This is a genomic window from Microbacterium sp. 69-7 (assembly GCF_001897985.1).
Lineage (GTDB): Bacteria > Actinomycetota > Actinomycetes > Actinomycetales > Microbacteriaceae > Microbacterium > Microbacterium laevaniformans.
Genome location: NZ_MKRU01000023.1, coordinates 1 through 17,992 on the forward strand (window position 1 = coordinate 1; position 17,992 = coordinate 17,992).

At 71.1% G+C, this 17,992-nt stretch carries 19 protein-coding genes (1 of these 19 cut by a window edge); 13 read left to right on the forward strand and 6 right to left on the reverse strand.

The window, feature by feature from the left end:
* The first annotated feature begins 140 nt into the window (after positions 1-140).
* From BGN98_RS02480 to BGN98_RS02500, 5 genes are read left to right on the forward strand one after another with little or no spacing between them, the layout of a single operon-like run.
* Positions 141-377, forward strand: a complete 237-nt coding sequence (locus BGN98_RS02480; RefSeq protein WP_233449530.1) for a hypothetical protein — start codon at positions 141-143, stop codon at positions 375-377.
* 57 nt (positions 378-434) lie between these two features.
* Positions 435-1,109, forward strand: a complete 675-nt coding sequence (locus BGN98_RS02485; protein WP_005050922.1) for a GAP family protein — start codon at positions 435-437, stop codon at positions 1,107-1,109.
* A gap of 48 nt (positions 1,110-1,157) precedes the next feature.
* Positions 1,158-2,747, forward strand: coding sequence for a carboxylesterase/lipase family protein (locus BGN98_RS02490; RefSeq protein WP_288119346.1), 1,590 nt, complete (start codon positions 1,158-1,160; stop codon positions 2,745-2,747).
* 39 nt (positions 2,748-2,786) lie between these two features.
* Positions 2,787-4,544 carry an amidohydrolase gene (locus tag BGN98_RS02495; RefSeq protein WP_288119347.1) on the forward strand — a complete coding sequence of 586 codons (1,758 nt, stop codon included), beginning with the start codon at positions 2,787-2,789 and terminating at the stop codon, positions 4,542-4,544.
* A 39-nt stretch (positions 4,545-4,583) separates the two neighbouring features.
* Positions 4,584-6,107 (forward strand): MFS transporter, encoded by a 1,524-nt coding sequence (locus BGN98_RS02500; RefSeq protein WP_016464569.1) that lies wholly within the window; start codon positions 4,584-4,586, stop codon positions 6,105-6,107.
* 13 nt (positions 6,108-6,120) lie between these two features.
* Here BGN98_RS02500 and BGN98_RS02505 read toward each other — a convergent pair whose 3' ends face one another.
* The 3 genes from BGN98_RS02505 to BGN98_RS02515 all read right to left on the reverse strand — a co-directional run bounded on the left by BGN98_RS02505 (position 6,121) and on the right by BGN98_RS02515 (position 8,374).
* Positions 6,121-6,864, reverse strand: a complete 744-nt coding sequence (locus tag BGN98_RS02505; protein WP_288119350.1) for a YidC/Oxa1 family membrane protein insertase — start codon at positions 6,862-6,864, stop codon at positions 6,121-6,123.
* A gap of 82 nt (positions 6,865-6,946) precedes the next feature.
* Positions 6,947-7,240 (reverse strand): hypothetical protein, encoded by a 294-nt coding sequence (locus BGN98_RS02510; RefSeq protein ID WP_005050934.1) that lies wholly within the window; start codon positions 7,238-7,240, stop codon positions 6,947-6,949.
* Positions 7,241-7,291: 51 nt separating this feature from the next.
* Positions 7,292-8,374 carry an alpha/beta hydrolase gene (locus tag BGN98_RS02515; protein ID WP_005050936.1) on the reverse strand — a complete coding sequence of 361 codons (1,083 nt, stop codon included), beginning with the start codon at positions 8,372-8,374 and terminating at the stop codon, positions 7,292-7,294.
* A gap of 151 nt (positions 8,375-8,525) precedes the next feature.
* Here BGN98_RS02515 and BGN98_RS02520 point away from each other — a divergent pair, with 151 nt between their 5' ends.
* From BGN98_RS02520 to BGN98_RS02540, 5 genes are all read left to right on the forward strand, one after another.
* Complete coding sequence (locus tag BGN98_RS02520; RefSeq protein ID WP_288119354.1) at positions 8,526-9,569, forward strand: AraC family transcriptional regulator; 1,044 nt, start codon at positions 8,526-8,528, stop codon at positions 9,567-9,569.
* 160 nt (positions 9,570-9,729) lie between these two features.
* A complete protein-coding gene (locus tag BGN98_RS02525) occupies positions 9,730-11,121 on the forward strand; it encodes a flavin-containing monooxygenase (RefSeq protein WP_288119356.1) in 1,392 nt (463 codons plus the stop codon).
* Complete coding sequence (locus BGN98_RS02530; protein ID WP_288119358.1) at positions 11,118-11,993, forward strand: SDR family NAD(P)-dependent oxidoreductase; 876 nt, start codon at positions 11,118-11,120, stop codon at positions 11,991-11,993. Before BGN98_RS02525 ends, BGN98_RS02530 begins: the two co-directional genes overlap by 4 nt.
* The gene (locus tag BGN98_RS02535) at positions 11,990-13,402 is read left to right on the forward strand and encodes an aldehyde dehydrogenase family protein (protein WP_288119360.1); all 1,413 of its coding nucleotides are present in this window, start codon (positions 11,990-11,992) and stop codon (positions 13,400-13,402) included. The genes BGN98_RS02530 and BGN98_RS02535 overlap by 4 nt, the downstream gene beginning before the upstream one ends.
* An 87-nt stretch (positions 13,403-13,489) precedes the next feature.
* The gene (locus BGN98_RS02540; RefSeq protein ID WP_288119362.1) at positions 13,490-14,746 is read left to right on the forward strand and encodes an APC family permease; all 1,257 of its coding nucleotides are present in this window, start codon (positions 13,490-13,492) and stop codon (positions 14,744-14,746) included.
* A 108-nt stretch (positions 14,747-14,854) separates the two neighbouring features.
* On the opposite strand, the gene BGN98_RS02545 is transcribed toward BGN98_RS02540, so the two are convergent.
* Positions 14,855-15,658 (reverse strand): hypothetical protein, encoded by an 804-nt coding sequence (locus tag BGN98_RS02545; RefSeq protein ID WP_288119363.1) that lies wholly within the window; start codon positions 15,656-15,658, stop codon positions 14,855-14,857.
* A gap of 482 nt (positions 15,659-16,140) precedes the next feature.
* Between BGN98_RS02545 and BGN98_RS02550 the strand changes: the two genes are divergently transcribed.
* Complete coding sequence (locus tag BGN98_RS02550) at positions 16,141-16,344, forward strand: cold-shock protein (protein ID WP_036283106.1); 204 nt, start codon at positions 16,141-16,143, stop codon at positions 16,342-16,344.
* Between the two features lie 113 nt (positions 16,345-16,457).
* Positions 16,458-16,880 (forward strand): GNAT family N-acetyltransferase, encoded by a 423-nt coding sequence (locus BGN98_RS02555; protein ID WP_288119365.1) that lies wholly within the window; start codon positions 16,458-16,460, stop codon positions 16,878-16,880.
* A 13-nt stretch (positions 16,881-16,893) separates the two neighbouring features.
* Here the strand turns inward: BGN98_RS02555 and BGN98_RS02560 are convergent, their stop codons facing one another.
* Together BGN98_RS02560 and BGN98_RS02565 are read right to left on the reverse strand one after the other, a co-directional pair.
* Positions 16,894-17,346, reverse strand: a complete 453-nt coding sequence (locus BGN98_RS02560) for an SRPBCC family protein (protein WP_288119367.1) — start codon at positions 17,344-17,346, stop codon at positions 16,894-16,896.
* 26 nt (positions 17,347-17,372) lie between these two features.
* A complete protein-coding gene (locus tag BGN98_RS02565) occupies positions 17,373-17,765 on the reverse strand; it encodes a VOC family protein (protein ID WP_288119369.1) in 393 nt (130 codons plus the stop codon).
* Between the two features lie 102 nt (positions 17,766-17,867).
* On the opposite strand from BGN98_RS02565, the gene BGN98_RS02570 reads away from it, so the two are divergent.
* A protein-coding gene (locus BGN98_RS02570) for a GNAT family N-acetyltransferase (protein ID WP_288119371.1) crosses the window boundary here: on the forward strand, positions 17,868-17,992 show its beginning. Its footprint extends 604 nt past the window's final position; 125 of the gene's 729 nt are visible here — the first part of the coding sequence; its start codon is at positions 17,868-17,870; its stop codon lies beyond the right edge, outside the window.

Below are 17,992 nucleotides of genomic sequence, written 5' to 3' on the forward strand. Positions count from 1 at the left end.
TTTCGGATCCGCCACTTGTCCGCCACTTCATCTAAGAATCCGCCATCTTCGCCGAGAACCTACAGTTTTCAAATTTGCAAGTCGTTTGAAAACCGTCGTGGAATTCGCAACTCTCACCGAGAACCTTCAAGAGTGCGGAGGTGAGCCTCGATGTCGTCGCGACGGGCGCGGGCAGCCGGCTGCGCGCTCGCGTGCGCTCGCGGGGGCGCACGGCGCCGGATGCCGAGCTGCGACCGGCCTCCCACGCGCGCGACCTCGGCGCACGCCTGCGCACAGATGGTCGCGACACGCTGCTCGAGGCGCTGTTCGCCCTGCCGCCGACCACTCCTGTCGTGTCAGCCGAACATCCCGAAAAGCAGGCCACACCCCCGTCATAACGTCGTCATCGCACCCCCGGACACCCGGCCCGGGAGCAGCGATGAAACGGAATCGACGTGAACGACCTGCACAACCTTCTTCCCCTCGCGGTGGGCATGCTCCTGTCCCCGCTGCCCATCGTGGCCATCGTCGCGATCGTGCTCGCACCCCGCGGCCGCGCCTGCGCCCCCGTCTACACCGCGGTCTACACGCTGGTCGCCTTCGCCGCCACGGGCCTGGGCGCGCTGGGCGCGGCCCGCGCGTCGGCGTCGAGCGGCCCCGCGGCGCAGACGGTCTCGCTGATCCTGGCGATCGTCCTCGGCCTCGGCTTCACGGTGTTCGCCATCGTGAGCTGGATGTCGCGTCCGAAGGACGGCAAGCCCGCGACCGCGCCGACGTGGCTCGCGGCCATCGACAGCGTCACCCCCCTCTCGGCAGCCGGTCTGGGCCTCGTCATGGCGGTGACCAACTCGAAGAACATCCCCCTCGAACTCAAGGCGGGCGCCCTCATCGGCGAGGCACACCTCGCCCCCCTCGCCGCCGTCGGCCTGTGCCTGGCCGTCGCAATGATCGGCTCTCTGCTGCTCGTGATTCCGGCTCTGGTCCAGCTGACCGGCACGGCCCGCGTGCTCTCCGCCCTGCAGGCGCTGAAGTCGCAGCTCATCACGCACAACGCCGCCATGATGACGGTACTGTTCGCGATCCTCGCGGCGAACGAGCTCGCACAGGTCATCCACCGTCTGGCCGCCTGAGCACCACCCCTCCCACTTCTCACACCTCCCGACTCGAAAGGAACTCCCATGTCGAACACCACCGAGACCGTCGACGTGCCCGTCCCGTGCATCGTCACGACCCCGGCCGGCACCTTCCGCGGCGCCGTCCGCGACGCGGTGCACTCGTGGCGCGGCATCCGCTACGCCGAAGCCCCCGTCGGCGAGCGCCGCTGGCGCGACCCGGTTCCGGCGACCCTCGCGAGCGGTGAGGTCGACGCCACCGCGTTCGGTGCGGCCTGCCCCCAGGTGCGCACGCCCGCGATCGCCTTGGGCGATGACGCCGTCCTCGACGAGGACTGCCTGATGCTCAACGTGTGGGCACCCGACGCCGACGCCCCGGCGGGTGCGCGACCGGTCATGGTGTGGCTGCACGGCGGCGCCTACACGTTCGGCGCGTCCAGTCAGCGCACCTACGACGCGACCTCCCTGGTCTCGCGTGGCGACGTGGTCGTCGTGACCCTCAACTACCGTCTGGCCGCGTTCGGCTTCCTGGACCTGTCCGGCCTTCTGCCCGACGGCGGCTTCGACCGCAACCTGGCGCTCAAGGACGTGCTGGTGGCACTGCGGTGGGTGCAGGAGAACATCGCCGCGTTCGGCGGCGATCCCCACCGCGTGACCGTGTTCGGCGAGTCCGCCGGCGGCGGCCTGGTGACGACGCTGCTGGCCACTCCCTCGGCCGCGGGTCTGTTCCACCGGGCGATCGCGCAGTCCTCCCCCGCGTCCAGCATCTACGGCATCGACCGGGCGCGAGATGTCGCCGAGCGCTTCGTGCGAGAGCTCGGAATCGACCAGACGGATGCCGTCTCCACCGCCGCGGCGCTGCGCGCGGCCTCCGCCGACGAGCTCGTGACCGCGGGGATGGCCGTGTACGCCCAGGTGCCCGACGAGGCGCCCGGCACGCTCGCGTTCGCGCCGATCATCGACGGCGACCTGCTGCCGGAGGCACCGGCGACCGTGCTGCACGAGGGCCGCGGACTGCCCGTCCCGCTGATGATCGGCACCAACAAGGACGAGGCGTCGCTGTTCAAGTTCATGAAGTCGCCCCTCATGCCGATCACCGAGGAGCGCATCATGACGATGTTCTCCGACATGGCCACCGACAACCCGACCGTCGAGCTGCCGTCGGTCGCCCAGGTGCAGACGGCGTACGAGAACGTGCGCAAGAACGCCGTGGGCCTGGGCGTCGCCCGCGACATCGGCTTCCGCATGCCCACCGTGTGGATCGCCGAGGGTCACGCCGCCACGGCCCCCGTCTGGCTGTACCGCTTCGATCACGCGGCGCCCTTCCTGCGACTGATCGGCCTCGGCGCCACCCACGGCAGCGAGCTGGCGTACCTCTGGGGCGTCTTCGCGAGCGGCCCCAAGGACCTCACGTTCCGACTCGGCGGCAAGCGTGCCGGCGAGGCGATCTCTGCCCGTATGCAGGAGCGATGGGCCGCCTTCGCTCATGGGCGCACGCCTGACGCAGACGGTGTCACCGGAGCCCCGCACTGGCCCGCCTACGATCCTGCCGACTCCCGTGCGACGTTGGTGATCGAGCGCCACGACAGCGTCGTCGACGATCTGGACGCCGCCCTGCGCGCCGCATGGGGCGACCAGGTCCTCGACTTCCACTGACCACGCGCCGCCGCCGCGCACCTTCGAAGGAGCCCGCTCATGTCCGACACCTGCACCGCCGCGACTCCCCTGAGCCGCGACCACCTCGCGCCCGCCATCGCCGCGGCCGGCGTCACCATCGCACCCGCCCACCATGGCGCGCCGAGCCGCTCGGACGAACCCGGGACGACGACAGCGACAGCCGACCTCCTGATCGTCGGCCGCATCGCGACCGGTGATCCCGCCGCTCCGCGCGCGGAGGCGATGGCGGTGCGCGGCGGCCGCATCCTCGCCGTGGGTTCGGCGGCGGACCTGGACGGCCTCACCGGCCCCGCGACGAAGATCCTGTCTCCCGACGGGGTGGTCATCCCGGGCCTCATCGAACCGCATGCGCACATCTGGGTGTCGCTGCTGACGCTCGAGTGGACCGACGTCTCGCACGCCGCCTGCCCGCGCTTCGACGACGTCGTCTCGGTTTTGACGGCCGCCGCGCAGGCGACGCCGGCGGGTCAGTACGTGCTCGCGAAGCTGTTCGATCCGAGCCTGTACCCCGGTGAGCCGGCCCTCACCCGTGACATCCTCGACCGGGTCGCGCTCGACCGCCCGATCGTCGTGCTCAACGCGTCGATGCACTTCGCCTACGCCAACAGCGCGGCCTTGGATGCCGCCGGCATCACCGATGCCACACCGCAGCCGAGCGGGGGCACGCTGGAAAAGCGCGACGGGCGGCTCACCGGCGTGGTCGGGGAGTCTCCCGCGGTGACGATGCTGCTCGCGAACCTGCCGCGCCCCACGGCGGCGGACGTGGGTCACGGCATCCGTCAGGTGCTGAACGAGTTCGCCGCGGCAGGCGTGACCTCGATGCGTGAAGCGATGACCGGCACGCTGGCCGGGGTGAGCGAAGTCGCCCTGCTGCACCAGCTCAACGGCGCCGAACGGCTGCCGGTGCGGGTGTCGACGGCGCAGTTCTCCTCCCTGGCGGGGTGCGCGACACCGGCCGAGGTCGCCCAGGCGTGGAAGGCGGCCGGGGTGACCCCGTTCAGCGGAGATGGAATGGTCCGTGCCGACGCGTGGAAGATCGTGGCGGACGGTTCGAACCAGGGCCGATCCGGCTATTTCCTGCAGCCGTATCTGGGCGAGACCTCGGGAGGCCACGCGAACTGGACGCCGGAGAGCCTGCGCGAGGTGATGCGCGCCGGTCTCGATGACGGCTGGCAGCTGATGATCCATACGAACGGCGACGCCGCCGTCGAGTTCGCCCTCCAGGCGGCGGAAGAGCTGCTGCCGCGCTGCGGTCAGAACGATCTGCGTCACCGCTTCGAGCACGCCTCGGTGACCACCGACGACCAGCTCGTACGGATGGCGGCGGCCGGAGTGTCACCGAGCTTCCTGATGGACCACGTCTACTACTGGGGCGCGGCCTTCCGCGACACGATCCTCGGCCCCGAACGCGCCGCGCGACTCGATCGCCTCGCCTCGGCGTACCGCGCGGGACTGCGACCCAGCCTGCACTCCGACTACAACGTGACGACGGTGCGACCCCTGCGCAGCGCCCGCACGGCGGTGCTGCGCCGTCTCGAGGCCGACGCCACGGTGCTCGCGCCGGAGGAGCGCGTCAGCCCGGCGCAGGCCCTGTCGGCGATCACCGCCGATGCCGCCTGGCAGATCCACGCCGACGATCGCGGCACGCTCTCTGCCGGCCGGCGGGCGGACTTCGCCGTCGTGGACAGCGATCCGTGGACGAGTGATCCCGAGAGCTGGGATCGCATCGCCGTGCACGCGACCTACATCGACGGCGTTCCCGCCTTCTCCGCCTGAGCTCCCTCTCCGCTCGCCTCCCCACCCGAAAGCACCCTCATGACCACCACATCACCGACGTTCGTCGTGCGCTCGGCGCACACCCTCGCCATCCCGCTGCTCGGCGTGCTCGCCGCGGTTCAGGGCTCCGCCCCGAATATCGCGGCGACCGCACTCGTGGGCGCCAGCCGCGGCCTGGACATGGTCGGCGGCGATCAGGCGCTCGCGGCATCCATGCAGACCCTCGCGATCGCCGCCTCGGTCATCACAACCGGATTGCTCGCCGACCGGATCGGTCGCCGCCGCATGCTCATCGCCGCCCTCGTGACAGGTCTCGTCGGCCAGCTGATCGTGGCCGCCGCACCGATGCCGCTCGTCTACATCCTCGGCCAGGCGGTGACAGGCGTCGGCCTGGGCGCCGTGTACGCCGCCGCGTTCGCGTACATCCAGGTTCTGGCCGCGCCGGGCCGGCTACCCGCCGCCGTCGCGACCTTCGCCGCGTGCTCGGGAGCCGCCGGCGTGCTGTTCACCTTCTCGGGGGGTTTGCTCGCCGGCGTCGACTGGCGCCTCGCGTTCGTGCTCGTTCCCGTGCTGTCGGCGCTGTGCATCCCCGCCGTCCTCGTGCTCCTGCCGACCGTCGCACCCACCGTCGCCGAGAAGCGCGATGTGGGCGGGCAGGTCGCCCTCATCGCCGGGATGGTCGTTTTCCTGTTCGGCGTGTCGCAGCTCGCCTCGTCGCTGACCAACCCGCTGACCTGGGCAGCCATGGCGCTGGGCGTGGTGCTTCTCGCCGCGTTCGTCTGGTCGCAGACACGCGTTGCGAACCCGTTCTTCCCGGTCGCGCTCTTTCGACGGCCCCTTTTCCTCGCGGCGCTCTGCGCGGGTTTCGTCTTCAATGCCGGCGGCGCGGTCGCCTTCTTGCAGCTGTCGAACCTGTGGCAGTACGTTCTCGCGCTGACGCCCAGCAGCGTCGCGGTGTGGCAGCTGCCGGTGTCGGTCACCTCGATCGTGGGCGCGATCGTGCTGGGGCGCCTGATGACGCGTGGCATGAGTCCGCAGACGTCACTGCTGGTGGGCGGCGTCCTGTCCGCGGCGGGCTTCGGGGCGGCTTTCCTCGCCCGGGAGGCCCCCACCCCGCTGGCGTTCGTCCCCGCCGGCATCCTCATCGCCTTCGGCATCACCGCCGCAGCCCTCCCCTACGGCACGCTCGTGCTCAGTGAGGCCCCCGCCGAGTTCTACGGGGCGGTGACCAGCTCGCGCACGACCTTCGGGCAGCTCTTCTCCTCGTTGGGCACGGCGGTGTCGACCGTCGTGATCACCCAGCTCACGATCTCGGGGATCACCGCCCGCCTGTCGGCGGCGGGGCTGTCGGATGCCGCGGTGCACACCGCTCTGGTCGGCGTCGGCACCTACGCGAAGGACGGCACACGCCCCGACGCGCAGGTGTTCGATGCCGCCGTGGCCGCCTACCGCGCCGGGTTCGGTGCACTGATGATCGGCATGGCGGTCATCGCGTTGGCGGCCAGCGTCGCCGGGTCGGCCCTGATCGCTCGTGCCTCGCGGGCGGTGCCGGCGTCCGCATGACCGCGGTGGGCCGTCACGACTCGCGGTGCGGCGGGTGCGGTGGGTACAGCCGTCGCAGAACGAGTCGCTGGCCGAGGGTCCAGGTGACGGTCGTCAGCAGGTAAACGGCCGCCGCAAGCGGGACGAACAGCGCGACGACGGCGGTGAGGAACGGCGCCGTCTCGACCAGCAGCCGCTGCCCGGGCGGCAGCGTCGTCGCCACCGCCGGTCGCAGCAGTCGTCGCGTGAGCTCGCCGATGAGAGCGATGAGCACGACGATGACGCCGAACACCAGCGCGGCCGCCCCGTCGAAGCCGCTCGTCGCCACCGCGACGGCGGTCTGCCCCAGCGGCACACCGAGGAGGTGCTCGCCGAGCAGCGGGTTCGTGTGTCCCACGATCGATCCGTGCAGGAACACGGCATACACGAGCCCAACGACCGGCGCCTGAATCAGCGGCGGAAGACACCCGGCGGCGGGCGAGACGCCTTCGACGCGGTAAAGAGCGAGGGTCTCGCGCTGCAGCCGCTCGGGATGTGCGCGCCACCGCTTCTGCAGTGCGCGCAGCCGCGGCGCCAGGCGCGAACGCGCCTGATCGGCTTTCGCCTGTGCGACCCCGGCTGGCACGAGCGCCATCCGCACGAGGAGGGTGACGAGCACGACTGCCGCTGCGGCGGCCCCCGGCCCGGCGACGGGAGTGAGAACGGCGATGAGGGCCATGAGCCCGCGCGCCGAGAGGTCGAGCAGAGCCGCCAGGGGCGGCAGGGTGAAGATGTCCACGAGATGTCCATTCCGACGAGGCGATCAGGGTGAGCTGGTCGGCCGCGAAGGGATGCCGAGGGCGGCGTCCGGACGGGGGTGACTACGCGGCCGGAAGGGCCGCGCTCGGACCTCTGCGGAGGATGTGACCGGGAGCGTCGGGGTCGCTCTGCGCGACGGGCGCGCTCAGCACGTCGCTGCGCGCCGGACGGATGCGGTCGTGTGCAGAGCGATCGGGTCGGGTGGCGGCGCCCGCGGCCATCACGACGAGGACGGCCGCGGCGAGCGCGATGCCCGCGGCGACGACGGCGAGCGAGGTGATCGGTGAGACTCCCGCGGGCAGGATGCCGACGGCCACACCGATCGTGCGCAGCAGGAGGAGGAACGCGTCGATCATCGGCGGTCCTCCCTCTCAGCCACGGTGAGAATCCAGGCTAGCGGAGGAGCGTCATCGCTTCGACGGTGCGAGCGAGCCGGCGTCGCCGATGCCGGTGCGCCCGCCGAGCCCGCGGACGAGCACGCCGACCGATTCGGCGAGCGCGCGCGAGCTCAGCCGCCCCACGCCGGTCGCATTGACGAACGCGTGGATGTGACCGTCCACGACCTGCAGCGTCGTGGGCACCCCGGCATCCTTCAGTCTTTCGGCGTAGGCGATGCCCTCGTCGCGCAGCACGTCGAAGCCCGAGACGGCCACGTGCGCGGGCGGCAGCTTCGTGAGCGCGGACGCCTCGGCACGCAGCGGTGAGGCGAACGGGTCGAGCGCGTGCGCGGGCGTCGGCAGGTAGTGTCCGCGGTACCAGTCCATCTGCTTCTCGGTGAGGAAGTAGCCTTCGGAGAACAGCCGGTAGGAGCGGTGCTTGCCGGACAGATCGGTGACCGGGAAGAACAGCAGCTGGAAGTCGGGCGCGCCCGCCGCATCTCCCACGGTGGCAAGGCTCACCACTGCGCTCAGGTTTCCGCCGGCGCTGTCGCCCGCGACCGCGATCCGGCGCCCGGGCCGGTGCTCACGCACCCAGCGATAGCCGTCGATGGCGTCCTCGACGCCGGCGGGGAACGGATGCTCGGGCGCGAGGCGGTAGTCGACCGAGATGACTTCGAGGCCGCTGGTGGCCGCGATGAACCGGCAGACCGAGTCGGCCGAGTCGAGGCTGCCGACGACCCAGCCGCCGCCGTGGAAGTACACGACGGTGCCTTCGGCCTCGCGCACGTGCTGATAGCGGCGCGCCCGGACGGATCCCGCGCGCGTCGGGATCTCGATGTCTTCGACGTTCGCGACGGGCAGCGAGCCGCCGAAGATGCGGGCTTCGGCGTCGATCTGGGCTCGCGCGCGATCCAGCGGCAGGTCGGAGAAGTCGGATCCTGGGAGGGCGTTGAGCAGTCGCAGCGCCATCTGCACCTCGGTGTACAGGCGCTGGCCGTCCACGACGACCGGCCGACCGGCGATGACCCGCTGGATCGGTTCGGGCAGCGCGCCGAGCGTGCGGATGACGGCGCGCACCAGGCGTTCGGAGGCGGCGGGAGTGTCGGGCATGGCGGCTCCTCGGGGTCGGCGGCGTCGACGATTCGCGGGCGACCGGCAACCGGTCGGGACAGGATGCGCTCGACGATAGCGATCGTCGGGGATTTGTCACGGTCCACCCCCGCCAGCGAGCGGACATCATCGGCCAAATAGAATGGCCACCATGTCCGAGCGCCTCGCCGTAACGCCCTCCTCGGCCGTCATCACCCCGAACATCATCCGCTACCTGCTGCAGGTGGCCGACGAGCACGGTGTCTCTCTCGAACGCGCTCTGCGGGCGGCGTCGCTGACACGGAGCGCGATCGAATCCCCCGCTCTGCGCGTCTCGTACCGGCAGGGTCACGTGATCATCGAGCAGGCGCTCCTGCTGCTCCCCGTGCCGGCGCTCGGGATCGAGGTGGGGCGGCGTCAGCCGATCACCGCCTCGGGACTGTTGGGCCTCGCCATGATGTCGAGCGCGACTCTGCGCGATGCGGTGCGGGTCGGTCTGCGGTTTCAGAATCTCGCCGGCTCGATGGTGCGCTGGAGCTCGGCGGAAGAGGCCGGTGGCCTGGTGGTGACCGCCGCACTGCAGGAGCCCGCGTCGCCGGTGGGCACGTTCCTCATCGAGGAGGGGTTCGCGAACATCACGCGCATGGCCCGTGATGTCGCCGGTCTGGCGGGGCCGCAGCTGGTCGAGCTGGCCCACGCGGCGGGATCCGACCCCGCGGTGTACCGCGACTACTTCGGCAACGCCGTGCGGTTCGCCGCGGCGCGCAATGCCTGGCACGTACCCCTCGCATCGGCGCATGCCGCGCTTGCGAGCGCCGACGCCTGGACCCACCGCGAGACGGTCGCACTGCTGGAGACGCAGACCGACAGCATCATCGAGCGCCAGGAACTCGTCGCCGTGCTCGCGACGCAGATCGAAGACGCCCTGCCCGACGTGCTCCCGCTCGCGGCGCACGCACGTGCACTCGCGACGAGCGAGCGGACACTCCGGCGACGACTGATCGAGGTGGGGGCGAGCTACTCCGGCGTGCTCGACGATGTGCGCAAGCGTCTCGCCGCCGAGCTGTTCGCCTCCCCCGTGCTGACGACAGCCGAGATCGCGTTCCGCCTCGGCTACGGCGACGACCGCTCGCTGCGGCGCAGCACGCTGCGGTGGTTCGGCTCCTCTCCCGCGGCACTGCACGCCGAGGCGCGCCGCCCGCTGATCGCCCGTTGACCGCCCGTTGACCGGCTCGCGAACCGACCGGGCGGAACGGGAGGGATGGATCAGGTCAACATCGATGGCCGTTCGTGTCCGTTTCCTGGATGCCGTGCGTCCGCCCTGCGCCGTGCGGCGCGCCGTACCGTGAGGTCCTCACCCGCACAAAGGAGCGCTGATGAACACGTCGCCCACTGCCGTCCGACCTGTCGACACCACGGTCTGCGTCATCGGCGCCGGCCCCGCCGGACTCGCCGTCGCTCGCGCACTCAGCGAGAAGGGCATCGACTACACGCACCTCGAACGCCACACGCAGGCCGGAGGCCTGTGGGACATCGAGAACCCGGGCACCCCGATGTACGAGTCGGCGCACTTCATCTCGAGCCGCACCGTGTCGGGCTTCTCCGGCTTCCCCATGCCCGACGACTACCCCGACTACCCCGGTCACGCGCAGATCCTCGCCTACCTGCGATCGTTCGCCGACGCCTACGGGCTCACTCCCCGCATCCGCTTCGGCTCGACCGTCACCGCGATCGACGCGGCCCCCTCCTCGGCGGCGGGAACCCCGCGCTGGCGCGTCACCCTCGCCGACGGCACCACGACCGAGCACGAGCGCGTCATCGTCTGCACCGGCAGCCAGTGGCATCCGTTCATTCCGGAGATCCCGGGCTCGTACACCGGTGAGGTGCGCCACAGCCTCGACTACCGTTCACCGTCGGAGTTCGCCGGCAAGCGCGTGCTGATCGTCGGCGGGGGCAACTCGGCCTGCGACATCGCGTGCGACGCGGCGCGCTCGGCGCAGCGCGCCGCGATCAGTATGCGCCGCGGGTACTGGTTCATCCCGAAGCACGTGTTCGGGATGCCCTCCGACATCGTCGGCGGCAAGGGGTCGTTCCTGCCCAAGCCGGTGGAGCGGGCGATTCTGCAGCCGGTGCTCAAGCTGCTGACGGGAGATCCCACCCGGCTCGGTCTGCAGAAGCCCGACCACAAGCTGTTCGAGACGCACCCGGTGCTCAACTCGCAGCTGTTCCATTACCTGCAGCACGGCGACATCGTCGCGCGTCCCGGCATCCGCCGTGCCGACGAGCTCTCGGTGGAGTTCACCGACGGCACGCGGGAGGAGTTCGACGTCATCCTCATGGCGACCGGGTACCGGCACCGCGTGCCGGTGGCCCAGCGCTACTTCGGTGACGAACAGCACCCCGATCTGTACCTCAACTGCGTCTCCCGAGACCACGCCGGGCTGTATGGCGTCGGCTTCATCGAGACGAACAGCGGTGCGTACGGACTGTTCGACCAGCAGGCGCACCTGCTGGCGTCGTTCATCGCGGGTAGCCGCACGGGCGAAGCCGCAGCGGCCGAGTTCGAGCGTCTGCGCATCGCCGACACCCCTGATCTGTCCGGCGGTCTGCACTTCGACTCCTCTCCGCGCCATCGCGGCTACGTCGACGCCGACGCGTACGTCAAGTACGTGAAGAAGCTGGCCCGCCGCCTCGGCTGGGCCCTCGAAGGCGAGGCTCCGGATGCCGCGCGCCGCCGGAGCACGCGAGCAGCGGAGGTCGCGGCGTGAGCTACGACTACCGCGACAAGGTCATCGTCGTCACGGGCGGCGCCGGGGGCATCGCCGGTGCCTTCGCCGGCGAGGCTGCGCACCGCGGCGCGGCGCTCGCCCTCGTCGACATCCGCGCCGAAGCCGCCGAACGCGCCGCCGCCGCACTGCCCGGTCGGGGCCATCGGGGCTTCGCCGGCGATCTCACCGACGACGACCAGGTGGAGCGTGTGCTCGGCGAGATCGAAGAGGCCTACGGCCGCATCGATGTACTCATCAACAACGTCGGCATGACGAGCGCGGAACGCTTCGACGCCCGCTCGGTGGCGAGCATCCGGCTCGAGACCGAGGTGAACCTCCTGTCGCCGCTGGTGCTCACCCGCCTGGCCCTGCCGTTGCTGCACCGCTCGCTCGACCCCCGCGTGATCACGACCGTCTCGCTCGGGGGCATCTTCCCCCTGGGTGAGACCCCGATCTACACGGCGTCGAAGTTCGGGCTGCGCGGAGCGATGCTCTCGATCGGGCTCGACCTGCGCCAGAAGGGGATCATCGCCGGCTCCGTGCTGCCGTCGGCGACCGACACCCGCATGCTGCGGCAGGAGGCGATCGACGGCGGCAACTCGCTGCAGTTCCAAGATCCGCCCCAGCCGCCCCGGGCGGTCGCCCGCGCGATGATGCGCATGCTCGACCGGCCGCGGCTGGAGATCTACCCGAAGCCGTCGGAGTCGGTGCTGATCCGCCTCGCCATGCTCGTCCCCAACGCCCTGCCGCAGCTGATGCGCGGCTTCCGCCGTCGCGGCGAGCGCGGCATGGCCCGCTACCTCGCCCAACTGGAGCGCGACGGGCACGTCGTACGCGACGGCGACGACCTCGTTCTGAAGGAGACCGCATGACCGCCGCCACCCTCACCCTCCGCTCGCCCGCCGACGGGACCGCGCTCGGCGAGACGCCGATCACGTCGGCCGCCGAGGTGCACGCCGCGGCCCGTCGCGCCGACGAGATCTTCCGCTCACGGGTGTGGGCGGGGCGAACGCCCCGGGAGCGCGCCGCGGTGCTGTCGCGCCTGGCCGACCTGATGGCGCGCGACGCGGAGACGCTCGCCCGCTTGGACTGCGAGGATGCCGGCAAACCGATCACCGAGTGCCGCGAGAACGACGTGCCGTCGGCGATCGAATCCATCCGCTGGTTCGCCGAAGCCGTCGACAAGCAGTACGGCACGACGACGGCATCCGGACCCGACGTGCTCGCCTTCACCGAACGCGAGCCGTTCGGCGTGGTCGCGGCGATCCTCCCCTGGAACTACCCCCTCGCGATGGCCGCGTGGAAGGTGGGCCCGGCGCTCGCGGCCGGCAACAGCCTCATCCTCAAGCCCGCCGACGCGACGCCGCGGTCGGTGCAGCATCTCGCCGCCCTCGCGGCCGAGGCGGGACTTCCCGACGGGGTCCTGCAGGTGCTGCCCGGCGACGGGCCGACGACGGGCGCGGCGCTGGCCGATGACCCGATCATCGGCGCCCTGTCGTTCACGGGCTCCACGGCGACCGGACGGTCGATTCTCGCCGCCGCCGCGGCGAGCAACCTGAAGCGGGTGAGCCTGGAGATGGGCGGCAAGAGTCCGCAGATCCTGATGGATGACGCCGTGTCCTTCGGCGACGAGCTGATCGAAGGGATGGTCGAGTCGGCGTTCCTCACCTCCGGACAGAACTGCACGGCGGGCTCGCGCATCCTCGTCCACCGCTCGATCCACGACGAGGTGGTGGCGCGATTCGCCGCCGCAGCTGACGCCCTGCGCGTCGGTCACCCCGCCGACCCCGCGACGCAGCTCGGCCCCGTGCTCACCGCGGCCGCGGCCAGGCGGATGACGGATGCCGTGGCGCAGGCGCTCCGCGAGGGAGCGACGGTCGTGACCGGAGGCGGTGAGATCGATGTCGTGCCCGGTGGCCACTATGTCGCGCCGACGGTGGTGACCGGCGTGACGCCCGGGTCGGACATCACCCGCCAGGAACTGTTCGGACCGATCGTCACGGTGCAGGCGTTCGATACGCGCGACGACGCCATCGCTCTGGCCAACGACATCCCTTACGGGCTCGCGGCCTCGGTGTGGACGACGCGGCTGGACGACGCGCTGGCGCTGGCCCGCGGCGTGGAGGCCGGACTGGTCTCGGTCGGAGCGTACAGCGAAGGCGACCTGGCGATGCCCTTCGGCGGGTGGAAGCAGTCGGGCTTCGGAGGGGTGGAGAAATCGCTCCGCGCGTTCGAGCAGTGGACGCGCGAGAAGAGCGTCTGGATTCGCCACCGGCCCTGAGCGCGAGCCTCGGCTCGTTCACCGGCGGGTTCGGCGTGCGCACTACAATCGCGGCGTGATTCCTCCGCGCACGTCGTCCCGGGCCCGATGAGCGCCCCCGCGGCATTGGCCCGTCGCCTGGGCCTGGTCGATGCGATCGCGATCGGTCTGGGCTCGATGATCGGCGCGGGTGTGTTCGCCGCGTTCGCGCCCGCTGCGGCAGCGGCCGGCTCGGGCCTGTTGATCGGCCTGGCCCTTGCGGCGGTGGTGGCCTACGCCAATGCGACGTCGTCAGCGCAGCTCGCTGCGCAGTTTCCGACGTCCGGAGGGACGTACGTCTACGGCCGGGAGATGATCGGCCCGTGGTCGGGGTTCTTCGCCGGCTGGTCGTTCGTCATCGGCAAGACGGCCAGCTGCGCGGCGATGGCGTTGACGTTCGCCTCGTATGCCGCCCCCGCGGGGTGGGAGAAGCCCGTCGCCATCGCCGCGGTCCTGGTGCTCGCGGCGGTCAACACGGTCGGGGTCACCCGCACGGCGGCTCTCACCAAGGTGATCGTGGTGGTCGTTTTGGCGGTGCTCGCCCTCGTGGTCGTCGCCGCCTCGGCATCCGGCGCCGGCTCCGCCGACAACCTCGTGATCGATCCCGGCCCCCACGGCTGGTACGGCGTGCTGCAGTCGGCCGGGCTGCTGTTCTTCGCCTTCGCGGGGTACGCCCGCATCGCCACGATGGGCGAGGAAGTGCGCGATCCTCGCCGGACGATCCCCCGCGCGATCGTCATCGCGCTGAGCCTGGCCCTGCTCGTCTACGTCGCCATCGCCCTCGTGTCGCTCGCCACCCTCGGCCCCGAGCGCCTCGCCGCCTCGTCGGCACCGCTGGCCGAGGTGGCGGCGGCGGGCGGGTGGACCTGGACCGCGCCGGTCGTGCGGGTCGGGGCAGCGGCGGCATCCCTGGGGGCTCTTCTGGCTCTCGTCGCCGGCATCGGGCGCACGAGCCTGGCGATGGCCCGCACGGGAGACCTGCCGCAGTGGCTCTCGGCGGTGCACCCGCGCTACGCCGTGCCGCACCGCGCGGAGCTCGTGCTCGCCGCCGTCGTCAGTCTTCTGATCGTGGCGACCGACCTGCGATCCGCGATCGGCTTCTCGTCGTTCGGCGTGCTGCTGTACTACCTGGTCGCCAACATCGCCGCGTTCCGACAGGATGCCGCGGCCCGCCGTTTTCCGCGGGCGCTGCAGATCGTCGGCATGATCGGCTGCGTCGTGCTGGTGGCGACCCTGCCCTGGCCGTCGATCGTCGGCGGCGTGGTGGTCGCGTGCGTCGGCGTCGGCTACCGCGCGCTGCGGCTGCGGGGCGGAATGCGGGCCTGACCGGCTCGACACCGCCGCGCACCGATGCAGCTCACACCAGCGACGTCGGCCAGGCGACCTCGATGCCGTTCTCGCTCCCTCTTCCGCCGCGCGCGCCGTCGGCGACGTTCACGGCTGCGGCGTGGCGATGCTCACCGGCATCCCCCAGCCCGAGAAGTGCTGCGTGGTCGTCGTCTGCGTGCCGGCCACCGACACGGTGGCCTGGACACCGGCGGGCACGTGCCCGGACGTCAACCACAGCGTCATCTCCTGCACGACGGCGCCGACGGCGCTGAACGGCGCGTCGGCCTGCACCCGCCACGCGCGTACCTGCGTGCCGTCGGGCAAGTCGACGAGATCCTGATCCTTCTGCACAGTCCACGACGGCGCCGACGCGATCAGCGATGCCGCGGCCGACGGGTCGGCGAACGCCCGGTAAGCCTGCCCGATGGTGCCCGCCAGCATCTTCTTCGGATCGGAGCTGGTCTCGTCTCCCTGCACCCAGGCTCCGTCGATCGTGACCCACGACGCGTCGGGGGTGAGCACGAACGACGTCGTGCCGTCGCTGCTGGTGACCGTTCCGGACAGGGCCGGAGCGTCACCGAACACGAAATCCGCCGTCCCCGTCGTGCCGTCGGATGCCGAGAACGTCTCGTGCCCGCTGCCGGCGGCCTTCGAGAACGCCACGACGCACGCGGCGAGGTCGGCGCCGGCGACAGCGGCGTCCGCCGTGAGGTCGACGGCGTCGCAGGTGCTCGGGGCGGCGATGGGTGCGGCGCCGGCCGCCGCGGACGCAGAGGCGGTCGCGGTCGCTGGCGCGACGGCATCGGACGATGAGCCGGCGGGATTCGGCGTGCCCGCGGAGCAGGAGCTCAGCGCAAAGGCGCAGGCGAGAACACCGAGGGTCAACACAAGAGGAACGGGCCGTCGCATGCTTCGACCCTACGACAGACGTCCAGCGTACCCACGGGCAGATGGTGCTAAGCTCAGTCGTCCCGCATTTCGGGCACGGGTCCGTCCCACCCCTCTCGACGCCGAGAGCTCACCACTCGGACCACCACCTTCTACCCGCGGCATCTTCCCGCCGCCTGCGCATCCTGTGGCGGTGCGCACAGAAACGATTGATGATTCTCCTCACCTCGCACGAGGTCACCTGGCGCCAGGCCGATCACGACGTGTACGTCGCGACGGCGCTCGGCGAGTACGCCGGGTTCGTCCATGAGACGGATGCCGGGGCGCGCGCCTGCGGCGCCCAGGGGCAAGATCTCGGCATCCACCTCGACGTGGACGCCGCGCGCGCAGCCGTCACCGCAGCGCTCGCAGCCCCCACCTCGACCCACACACGTCCGCATCGCATTCGTCGACGCGGCACACCCGGTCGCTCCGGCGGCCCGAAAAACAGAAGGAAAGACACGATGGCCACTGGCACCGTGAAATGGTTCAACTCCGAGAAGGGCTACGGCTTCATCGCGCCGGACGACGGCTCCGCCGACCTGTTCGCGCACTTCTCCGCAATCGTCAGCGACGGCTTCAAGGAGCTGCGCGAAGACCAGAAGGTCGAATTCGACGCCGAGCGTGGCCCCAAGGGCATGCAGGCTGCGAACATCCGCGCCCTCTGATCCAGAGTCACGAAAGAGCCCGTCCCGACTGCTGTCGAGGCGGGCTCTTTCCTGCATTCCGCCCTGCCATATGTCCCCCAGGTGCGCCGAACGGGCCACGTTAGGCTGACGGCGTGGCCTTCGAACCGACTCCCACCCAGGACGATCGACGAGGCAGGCGGCAGAGCGCGGCCGACGACGGCGGGCGCCTCTACGGAATCTGGAGCGACGGGCAGCTCGCCAGCGGAGTGATGTTCGTGAGCTTCAGCGCCCCGGCCGGCCAGTGCGAGATCGGATGCTGGCTGGAGCCGGCTGCCGAGGGTCGGGGACTGGTGACCGCGGCATCCCGCCTGCTCGTCGACTACGCCCTCCGCTCGCGCGCCCTGAACCGGGCCGAGTGGCGCTGCCGGGCCGACAACGAGCGCAGCGCCGCCGTCGCCCGCCGGCTGGGGATGACCCTCGACGGCACGCTGCGCGGCGCGTGGCTCAACGGCGGCATCTTCCACGACAAGCAGGTGTGGGCTCTGGTGCGCGGGGACCTCGCGGTCCCACAGTGATGGCGGCGGCCGCTTACCGCGCGTCGAGCGCGTCGACGAGGTGCCGGTTGCGCTCCACGATCAGCCTCCGCAGGTAGGGCACGAGGATCAGCCGCTCGGCCAGCGTGCCGAAGACGGGCGAGGCGAGCGTGATCGTATCCGTCATCACCGTGCCGCCGTCGCCGTCGTCCTCGAACACATGCTCGTGCCGGAAGGACCGGAATGGCCCGCGGGTCTGCTCGTCGACGAACCTTGCGGGCCGGTCGAGCGCCGTGATGCGCGAGGTCATCGTGAACCAGACGCCGAAGTGGCGCGCCCGCCAGGTGACCGTCTCCCCCAGCCCGATGGCGCCGGACGTCACGCCGCCGATGGCACGCTCGTCGGATGCCGACATCGACGCCAGATGCGCATCGATGTCGAGCGAGAGGTCGAAAAGTTGCTCACGAGGGACGCGTGCGCGGGTGATGACCGTGAAGGAGCTCGCCATGCCTCGATCCTCGCAGCCGCACGCCGTCAGGAGCCGTCGGCGACGATCTCCGCTTTGGCGCCGGCGGAGTTCTCGAGCCAGCCGGCGTAGTGGTCCGGTCCACCCGCATGCGGATACCGGTCGTGGTACAGCGGCGTCCAGCCGTGTTCGGGAGCCGCCGCCATGACGGCGTCGACGTGTTCGCGGGTTCCCCCGCGGAAAGCGAGGTGGTTGACGCCGGGCGCGCGGCGGTCATGGTCGTCGCGGGAGAGGTTCGGCGAGGTGGTGAGCGTGAGATACGCCCCGCCCGCGCTCCACGACTCCCCCTCCGGCCACTCGCTCTCGCGGGCGAACCCGAGCTGCTGCAGCAACCAGCCCCACTCGAGGCGAGCCTCTGCGAGGTCGGCGACCCACAGTTCGACGTGATGAAAGCCCGGCACGCGAACAGTCTTGCAGGCTTGCGCGTGCGTGGACGGCGCCTCGGCGTGGTGGCGAGGTGTCGTCGGTTTGCGTGTTCGCGCGTTGCGGCGGACAGTGGTGTGGTGCCCGATGTCTCGATCGATCTTCCCGCTACCGACCTCTCCGACGACGCCGCTGTGCGGGACGCGGTGCTCGACAACGCGGCGTGGTCGTCGCTGACGGGACCGCACGCCGCGTTCGCCATCGG

Coding starts and splice junctions, on each gene's coding strand:
- BGN98_RS02535 (WP_288119360.1), top strand. CDS start 11,990: ATGACCGCCGCCACCCTCACCCTCCGCTCGCCCGCCGACGGGACCGCG.
- BGN98_RS02560 (WP_288119367.1), bottom strand. CDS start 17,346: ATGGCGAGCTCCTTCACGGTCATCACCCGCGCACGCGTCCCTCGTGAG.
- BGN98_RS02520 (WP_288119354.1), top strand. CDS start 8,526: ATGTCCGAGCGCCTCGCCGTAACGCCCTCCTCGGCCGTCATCACCCCG.
- BGN98_RS02550 (WP_036283106.1), top strand. CDS start 16,141: ATGGCCACTGGCACCGTGAAATGGTTCAACTCCGAGAAGGGCTACGGC.
- BGN98_RS02525 (WP_288119356.1), top strand. CDS start 9,730: ATGAACACGTCGCCCACTGCCGTCCGACCTGTCGACACCACGGTCTGC.
- BGN98_RS02540 (WP_288119362.1), top strand. CDS start 13,490: ATGAGCGCCCCCGCGGCATTGGCCCGTCGCCTGGGCCTGGTCGATGCG.
- BGN98_RS02500 (WP_016464569.1), top strand. CDS start 4,584: ATGACCACCACATCACCGACGTTCGTCGTGCGCTCGGCGCACACCCTC.
- BGN98_RS02510 (WP_005050934.1), bottom strand. CDS start 7,240: ATGATCGACGCGTTCCTCCTCCTGCTGCGCACGATCGGTGTGGCCGTC.
- BGN98_RS02495 (WP_288119347.1), top strand. CDS start 2,787: ATGTCCGACACCTGCACCGCCGCGACTCCCCTGAGCCGCGACCACCTC.
- BGN98_RS02490 (WP_288119346.1), top strand. CDS start 1,158: ATGTCGAACACCACCGAGACCGTCGACGTGCCCGTCCCGTGCATCGTC.
- BGN98_RS02515 (WP_005050936.1), bottom strand. CDS start 8,374: ATGCCCGACACTCCCGCCGCCTCCGAACGCCTGGTGCGCGCCGTCATC.
- BGN98_RS02545 (WP_288119363.1), bottom strand. CDS start 15,658: ATGCGACGGCCCGTTCCTCTTGTGTTGACCCTCGGTGTTCTCGCCTGC.